Source organism: Arthrobacter sp. TJ-217 (assembly GCF_058269255.1).
On sequence record NZ_JBZCNJ010000019.1, the window covers coordinates 1 to 7,540 of the forward strand.

Below are 7,540 nucleotides of genomic sequence, written 5' to 3' on the forward strand. Positions count from 1 at the left end.
GGGGAATCGGGAGCGCCGCACCCGGGATCGGCGCTTGAGCGCGTCCGCGGCGATCAGCGTGGCGATCACGGTCGCCTGAACCGCGATAAAACCACCGAGGGCGCGCAGGGCCACGGTGCGCAGGCTGCGCGGTTGCAACAAGGAAGTAGCATCCACCGGTTCAGCCTATCCACGCCCGTCGACGCACTGCCAGTAATTCAGTCTGCCGTGATTCCCAGGAAACTTGTTCGGCGTGTCAGCACCATCCATCCCGTAGCAGGGTCCGGAATCGGACAAGGCCTGGGGGCGGCGCACGCCGCACTACCGGCCAACAGCCTGTGCACTACAGCCACCCCGGTGATTCCGGCCGCCTTCGACCCGATCACCTGTCCAGAATAACCTTCGCATTAGCCCCTCCGGATGTGACTCCGCACGCCGGTCCGGCGAAGCATTCGCCGCCGGCAATCGCCATATCTATCCTGCGCAGCCGCAATAAGGGCGGCCGCCGCCGTTGCCTGCTGCGCCACAGGTGTTTAGTACCGATTCAGGACACCTCATCCGCTGCCGGAGCCTCCCACCACTTATACCGACATCCTTCTCCCCGAAAACCGGAGTTTCCCAACGATCGCCGACCTGCAACCCATACCATGGGTCGGTGACTCCATCGGCCGAAAATTCTCCCGGATCCCCCGGCAGCGCGGGGAAGGACACACCGCCACGCAGCGGCCTTGCGGCCGCGGTCCTGCGCGGGGGAGAGGAACCCGATCCCCGGTTCACCCTCGCGAACGAGCGGACCTTCCTGGCCTGGATCAGAACCGCGCTGGCCCTGCTGGCCGGCGGCATCGCCGTCGAGGCCTTCACCAGCGGCCTCTTTCTGCCCCAGACCCGCATGGTCCTCGCCGTCCTGCTGCTCGTCCTGGCCATGATCGTTGCCCTCGGCGCAGCGGTGCGCTGGCTGCGGGTCGAGCGGGCAATGAGGCTCAAGAAACCCCTGCCTTTACCAGCCCTCGTTCCCGTGCTGGCGTTGGGCGGAGTTCTCGCCGCCGGTGTCATCCTTGTTTCCTTCATCACACGAGTGCCCTGACCGTGCGGGAGAAAAGGACGGAGCGCCCGGTACAGGCTCTTTCCGACCCTGGCCTGCAGCCCGAACGCACGTCCCTGGCTTGGCACCGCACCACCGGGGCGATGGTCGTCACCGGGGCACTGTTCCTGCGATGGGTTCCCCTGTATGGGTGGGTTCCGGTTCTAATGATGGCCCTCACCATCGGTGCGGCGGCCACCGTGGAGGTCAGCCAGAGACGGCGCTACCGCCGTCACGCCGCCGGAATCTACGCACCACATATCAACCCCGACCTTATCGGTGTCGGTCTTACAGCCCTCGGCGTAGTCCTCATCGGGGCGTTGGCGCTTTACACAGTGGTTGCGCTGCCCCTCTACTAGCCGCCGCCTTAGACCATGGAGCGGACGCGCCGGGCGGGTGACAACCCGTCAGAGCGATGTCGGCCCTCCGGTAGGAAATTCAACCCCGTCCACGCTGTTCGCCAGCTCAAAAGCAACGGATGGCAGAAGCGGGAACGGCAGCCGCGTATCTGGCCAACAGCATGATGACCTGGACGCGCGTGCAGACCCTCGACACGGTCCGGGCGTATAGGGCCTGGTGTGGGCCGTTGTCGATTTCGGAGGCGACTGTGGTTACAGGCAGGTGACCTGCCCGCCCGGCGGGTTCGACGCCGTCCTCCCGCCGGATCCCAGAAAGAATGCAGTCGCGGGCGTCCGTGGTTGGAACACCACCGTCACCGGGTCACTGAGCTTCAAGTGGCCTGTTCGCATTTCCCATTGACCGAAGACGTCCCGGTCGGGTGGCAGGTTAGCTGCGGCTGGGCGGCTGGGCCTAGCGGTCCTCGTCTACGGACCGACTCTCAACCCACGCACGGGCTTGGCGTATAGCCTCCCGCAGGGAGGAACCGAGAATCTCCTCGCCGGGGATAAGGACGACCTGGTCATCAAGCGGGAGCCGGTCAGCGCGCCGGATCTTCTCGGCGAGGTCGGGCGTCATGCCGCACAGATAGAGCCGCCCACCATGGCGGCCGAGCTCACGGGCGTAATCATCGATCTCTTCGATGAAAGTAGCGCCGATCTGGCTGTTCCCGCGGATGCGCAGGACGACCGCGGCACCCTCGGCGGAGTCCGGTTTTGGGAGCCGTTCGTGCAGTGTCCGGGCCGCAGCGAAGTAGAGCGGGCCATAGACGTCAAGGACCATCACCTCACCGGAGCGCAGCGCCGACGGGACATCCTTGACGTGGATTTCCCCATCGTTTTCACGAACCAGCTCGTGCACCTCAGTCAGCTGCCCCGCCTGGTAGATGAACAGAACCAGGGTCAGCAGCACGCCCAGGCCCACAGCCACCGGAATTGAGGTCAGGAGCGTCGCGAGGAAGGTGATGACCATGGCCCAACGGGCGCTTCCTCCCACCCGCCAGATCGAAAGCATGGCGCCGAACTTGATGACCTGAAAACCGGCGACCATCGCGATCGCGGCGAGGACAGTCATCGGGACCTGGCCGACCAGGTTTGAGGCGACCAGGATGATGGCCAGCATGATCAGCCCATGGAACACCATGGCGAAGCGGCTCCGCGCCCCGACCTGAACGTTCAGTGCGCTCTGGCTTACCGATGCGCCCGTGGGCATGCCGTTGAAGAAGCTGGCGGCCGCGTTGCCCAGGCCCTGGGCGAGCATGTCCCGGGAAGTACTGGCGCGTGAGCCGTCCGGATTCTGAATGCTCTGGCTTACACCGGCACCCTGGAGGGCGATCACGGCCGCGACGGCGAAGGCCGAGGCGACAATGCCCGGCGAGATCAGGGTGAGGTCAGGAAGGGCGAAGGGTGGAAGGCCCGACGGGATGTCACTGACGTCCTCGACCACGTCCACGCCGGCAGGCTGCCACCAAAAGACAATGAGGCTGGGTATGACAAGTGCGAACAAGGAGGCTGTGTTGACTAAAGGCGTGCGGCCCAGGATGATCATGATCGCCAGGGCGATGCCCCCGATCAGCACCGCGTTCCAGCTGAGCTGTCCGACGTGCAGGACAAGGTCCACGAAGGCACCCAGACTGGTGTTCGCCTCGGAGCTGTATCCGGAGAACTGGGCCGCCTGATCCATCACCAGAACCGCTCCGACGCCCGAGAGGAACGCGGTCATCACCGGATAGGAGATGTACCGGATGAGCTTGCCGGCGCCGAGCAGTCCGAAGGCCACCAAAAACACGCCCGAAAGTGCCACCAGCAGGAACAGGGCCGACCCGCGCTGTTCTTCGGGAACGGCGGCGACGGCCTGCCCCGCGGCGAGGGCGGAAGCGCTCGTGGTGGCGATCTGCATCAGTTGGGAGCTGGCGAACAGTCCGCCCACGGTCGGGGAGACAACGGTGGCATAGAGGCCGTAGACGGGGTTAACCCCGGCCAGGGCCGCTGTGGCCATCCCGGAGGGTACGCTCATCACTGCATTGACTGTCCCGGCCAGCGCATCCCCCGGGAGGTCCTTCACCCGGGGCAGGAACCGCTGTGACTTCTTGTCATCTGACACGTATCCCTCCTGGTCACTGCAGATTCTTCTCGGAATGTTGCGGAATATTGAGCGGTTTTGGTCCGGGCTGGCCGCCCCGAGCGGCAGCGGGCGCGGCATTCCGCGGGCGACTCCTACCTGACGGCCAGACGTGGCCGCCTGTAGTATAAGCCGATCGACACCGGTCCGGACCGGGGCAGGGTCGCCGAAGGACCATGGATGGGCGCAGTGTTCGAATTCTTCCAGACCCTGGGATCGTGGGGTGTGACCGTCTTCGTGATCACCTCCATGCTCAACGTGGGTCTGACCCAAAAACCCGCACGACTGCTGGCGCACCTGACCAACCGGGCGTTCCTGCTGCGCATGCTCCTGCTCAACCTCGTCGTTGTGCCGGCCCTGATGATCGCCGCCGTCGAGCTGGCGAACCTGGAACCGGTCTACGCGGCGGGTCTGGTGCTGTTCTCCCTTGCAGCAGGGGCCCCCTTTCTTATCAAGCTCACCAACATCTCCGAGTCGGACGTCGCTTTGGGCGCCACAGTGTTGTTGGTCCTGATGGTCGCCACGGTGATCGTCCTGCCGATCCTGCTGCCCCTTGCCCTCGAGGGACTTACGGTGGACACCTGGGCGGTCGTGAGGGGACTGCTGACCCAGATGTTCGTGCCGCTGGTGGTCGGAATGCTCGCCCTGCAGTTCGTGGAGGGCCTTGTCGCCTTCGTACAGCCCTGGGTCGCGAGGATCTCCAGCAGCGCCCTGTACGTCCTGATCATCTCGATCATCATCGGATACCTGCCCAGCATGACCGACCCCGGGCTGTGGAAGGCGCTCGGCGTGGGCATGGTCGTGCTGGTACTGGCCCTGTTCCTCGGGTGGACCATGGGTGACGGCCGCGCCCACCTCCAAGACGTCGGCGGGCTGGCCACGGCCCAGCGCGGTACCGCTGCGGCGCTGATCGTAGCCCAGGACAGCTTCGATGACCCCCGCGTCCTGGTGATCATCACCCTGCTCAATACCTTCTGCGTGGTGATGCTGATCGTTGCGGCGAAGCTGCTGAGCAGAGACAACAGCTTCAGTTTCCTCATCCCCGCGGCCGCAGACAGTCCGCGCAAACCCGGAGACAACCCATAAGGAGATCGCAACTGTGAGCGTTGGCCGCGACAAACAACCGAACATCCTGGTGTTGTGCATGGACCAGTGGGACGTGCACATGGACCTGCCCCCGGGGGTGGAACTGCCGGCCATCCAGCGGCTCGTGGGGGCCGGGGTGAGCCTGGGCAGCCAGTACTGCACGGTGCCGCAGTGCACCCCGTCCCGGGCCACCATGTGGACGGGCCAGCACGCCAAGAACGTCGGGCTGTGGGACAACACGAACTTCGCATGGACCGACGTGCTGGACCCGGAAACTCCCACCGTGGGCACGATGATGCGGGAGCAGGGCTACTACACCGCGTTCAAAGGCAAATGGCACCTGTCCCACCCGGAGCGCTCCGCGGACGCGCTGGAGGACTACGGTTTCTCGGACTACCAGGCGTGGGGAGATAACTGGGGTGCCCCGCTGCACGGTGAGACCCTGGACGGCGCGGTGGCCTTCGAAACCGTGGACTGGCTGCGCCACAAGCGCCCGCAGGACCGGCCCTGGTTCCTGATCTCTTCAATGGTGAACCCGCACGACATCATGTTCCTGCGTGCGGGCGAGGAGGAACACGCCCACGCCAACGGCACGATCGCTCCACTGACCCACGGGCCGCAGGATCTGGGCTTCATGCGCAAATACGACGTCGAACTTCCCGCCAATTTCCACGATGACCTCGACTCCCAGCCTTTCGGGGTGCGCTCATACAAGCGCAACACCGAGTGGAACTACGGCCAGATTCCACAGGACCGGGAAGACCTGTGGAAGGTGAGGCGGAACTACCTCATCAACTGCCTGCGCATGGTCGATCAGGAATTCCAAAAGATCCTGGGGGAGCTCGACCGCCAGAACCTGTGGCGCGACACCGTGGTGGTGCTCACCTCCGACCACGGCGAAATGAACGGAGCACACGGCATGGCGCAAAAGGGAGCCATCCCCTTCCAGGAGGCCTCGATCGTTAACATGACGGTGGTCTCGCCGCACGGGCCCAGCGGCGCCCACTCCGACGCCGTCGGATCCCACCTGGATCTGGCCACGACCTTCCTGTCGTGGGCCGGGCTGGATGGAACAGGGCTCCGTGAGCGCTATCCGACGCTGAAGGGTCGGAACCTGCGGCACTTGTTCGAGGCCCCCGGGCGGGCGGAGCCACCACGCGGCTCCGCCTCCATGCCAGGTGACGGTGCCTTGACCAGCTGGGATGGGCTCAACATGCTGGATCCGGAATGGGCCATCCAAGGCGCTCTGGGTGAGTTGTCCCAACTGGGGGAGGGCCCGGCGAAAACGCTTCAGGACTGCCTCGCAGCCGGCAGGAAGTATGGGGCCCCCGACATGGACAAGCGCACCTTCTTCCGTTCGGTCTCCGATGGGCGGCACAAACTTGTACGGTGGTTTTCCCCCACCCGGTACGGCACCCCACGCACAGTTCAGCAGTTGCACGCCACCTCCGACGTGGCCCTCTACGACCTGCTCAACGACCCCGGCGAGCTGCAGAACATCGGGGACCCCTCCCACCCCGACTACGACGAACAACTGGTCGGGTCGATGCTTGAGAAGCTTGTGCACCTCATCGACACCGAATTGGGCGGGGACGAGCGCCCCTTCGACCTGGATTTGTTTGGCACCCGGGAAGTCCGCTACCGGCTCGAGGACATCGAATCCAGCGCGCCGGCAGGAGGCCAACCGGCCGAAGCCGGCCCGGCGACTGCACCACACCAAGGAGACACGCACTGAACCGTCCACCGTCCACGGAGCCCGTCCCGCCGGGGATGGTCCTGGTCCCCGGCGGGACCTTTTCGATGGGCTCGGAGGATTTCTATCCAGAGGAACGGCCCGTCCACTCGGTGCGCGTCTCCTCCTTCATGCTGGACCGTGCTCCCGTGACCGTGGAGCAGTTCGCGCGGTTCATTGAGGACACCGGATATCTCACCGTGGCCGAGCGGCCTCCGGATCCGCAGGACTATCCCGGGGTGGACCCGCGGCTGCTGGTGCCCGGCGCGCTCGTCTTCACCGGTACCGGGGGACCGGTGCCCCTGCGCGATCCGTCACGATGGTGGTCCTGGGTGCCGGGTGCCTCCTGGCGGTGCCCCGAGGGACCCGGTGCCAACGCCCTCCACGACCGGTCCGACCACCCTGTCACCCAGGTGTCCCTGGATGACGCCGCCGCGTACGCGGCCTGGGCGGGACGGCGCCTACCGTCCGAAGCCGAGCACGAGTTCGCCTCCCGCGGGGGAACCGGGAACACGCGCTACGCCTGGGGCGATCAGCGGTGCCCGGACGGCAAGCATCTGGCCAACACCTGGCAAGGACGATTTCCCTACTGGAACACCGGCGAGGACGGTTGGTCCACGACCTCCCCGGTGGGCAGCTACCCGGACAATCCTTATGGAGCCGTGGACCTGATCGGCAACGTCTGGGAATGGACGGCCGACCGGTGGACCAACCGCCACCCCCAGGCCGGCTCCCCATGCTGCGTGCCTTCCAATCCCCGCACGCCGCACACGGGCCCGACAGACCCCCGCGATGGTTTCGTGGTCAAGGGCGGATCCCACCTTTGCGCCCCGGAGTACTGCCTGCGCTACCGCCCCGCCGCCCGGCAGCCGCAGGACCGCGACACCGCCACGACGCACATCGGATTCAGGTGTGCCCAGGACGGCGCCGACCACCGCTAAGCCCCTGAAGGTTCAGCAGTGCTCGCGATGGGGAAAGTCACAGTTTGACCCGGACCGCTGTCCGCCCCGCCCCACCCCGCCCGTCTCACCGCCTGCTTGACTCCAGCCGGTGAAGGTGATCGGCTGTCATGCCAGAATGATGCCATGTCTTCGACATCGCCCGGCGCCGGGCGTTCCAACGGCCCGAAGCCCGATCGAAAGCCT

The 7,540-nt window shown here is 65.6% G+C and carries 6 protein-coding genes; 5 read left to right on the plus strand and 1 reads right to left on the minus strand.

Annotated features, from left to right (window positions below; translation table 11 throughout):
• The first annotated feature begins 634 nt into the window (after positions 1-634).
• Together AC4D2R_RS17860 and AC4D2R_RS17865 are read left to right on the plus strand one after the other, a co-directional pair.
• A complete protein-coding gene (locus tag AC4D2R_RS17860) occupies positions 635-1,063 on the plus strand; it encodes a YidH family protein (RefSeq protein ID WP_490941445.1) in 429 nt (142 codons plus the stop codon).
• Positions 1,064-1,065: 2 nt separating this feature from the next.
• Positions 1,066-1,419, plus strand: a complete 354-nt coding sequence (locus AC4D2R_RS17865; protein WP_490941446.1) for a DUF202 domain-containing protein — start codon at positions 1,066-1,068, stop codon at positions 1,417-1,419.
• A 451-nt stretch (positions 1,420-1,870) separates the two neighbouring features.
• Here the strand turns inward: AC4D2R_RS17865 and AC4D2R_RS17870 are convergent, their stop codons facing one another.
• Positions 1,871-3,559: a SulP family inorganic anion transporter gene (locus AC4D2R_RS17870; protein WP_490941447.1), complete on the minus strand. Its 1,689-nt coding sequence runs from the start codon at positions 3,557-3,559 to the stop codon at positions 1,871-1,873.
• A 198-nt stretch (positions 3,560-3,757) separates the two neighbouring features.
• On the opposite strand from AC4D2R_RS17870, the gene AC4D2R_RS17875 reads away from it, so the two are divergent.
• Genes AC4D2R_RS17875 through AC4D2R_RS17885 form a run of 3 tightly spaced genes read left to right on the plus strand, consistent with a single transcriptional unit; the run spans position 3,758 to position 7,336 of the window.
• Positions 3,758-4,663: a bile acid:sodium symporter gene (locus AC4D2R_RS17875; RefSeq protein WP_490941448.1), complete on the plus strand. Its 906-nt coding sequence runs from the start codon at positions 3,758-3,760 to the stop codon at positions 4,661-4,663.
• 13 nt (positions 4,664-4,676) lie between these two features.
• Positions 4,677-6,398, plus strand: coding sequence for a sulfatase-like hydrolase/transferase (locus AC4D2R_RS17880; protein WP_490941449.1), 1,722 nt, complete (start codon positions 4,677-4,679; stop codon positions 6,396-6,398).
• Positions 6,399-6,433: 35 nt separating this feature from the next.
• Positions 6,434-7,336, plus strand: a complete 903-nt coding sequence (locus AC4D2R_RS17885; RefSeq protein WP_490941450.1) for a formylglycine-generating enzyme family protein — start codon at positions 6,434-6,436, stop codon at positions 7,334-7,336.
• Positions 7,337-7,540: the final 204 nt, after the last annotated feature.

What these genes read in the sequence shown, in the direction of transcription:
- AC4D2R_RS17875 (WP_490941448.1), top strand. Translation starts at nt 3,758, where the DNA reads ATGGGCGCAGTGTTCGAATTCTTCCAGACCCTGGGATCGTGGGGTGTG.
- AC4D2R_RS17885 (WP_490941450.1), top strand. Translation starts at nt 6,434, where the DNA reads ATGGTCCTGGTCCCCGGCGGGACCTTTTCGATGGGCTCGGAGGATTTC.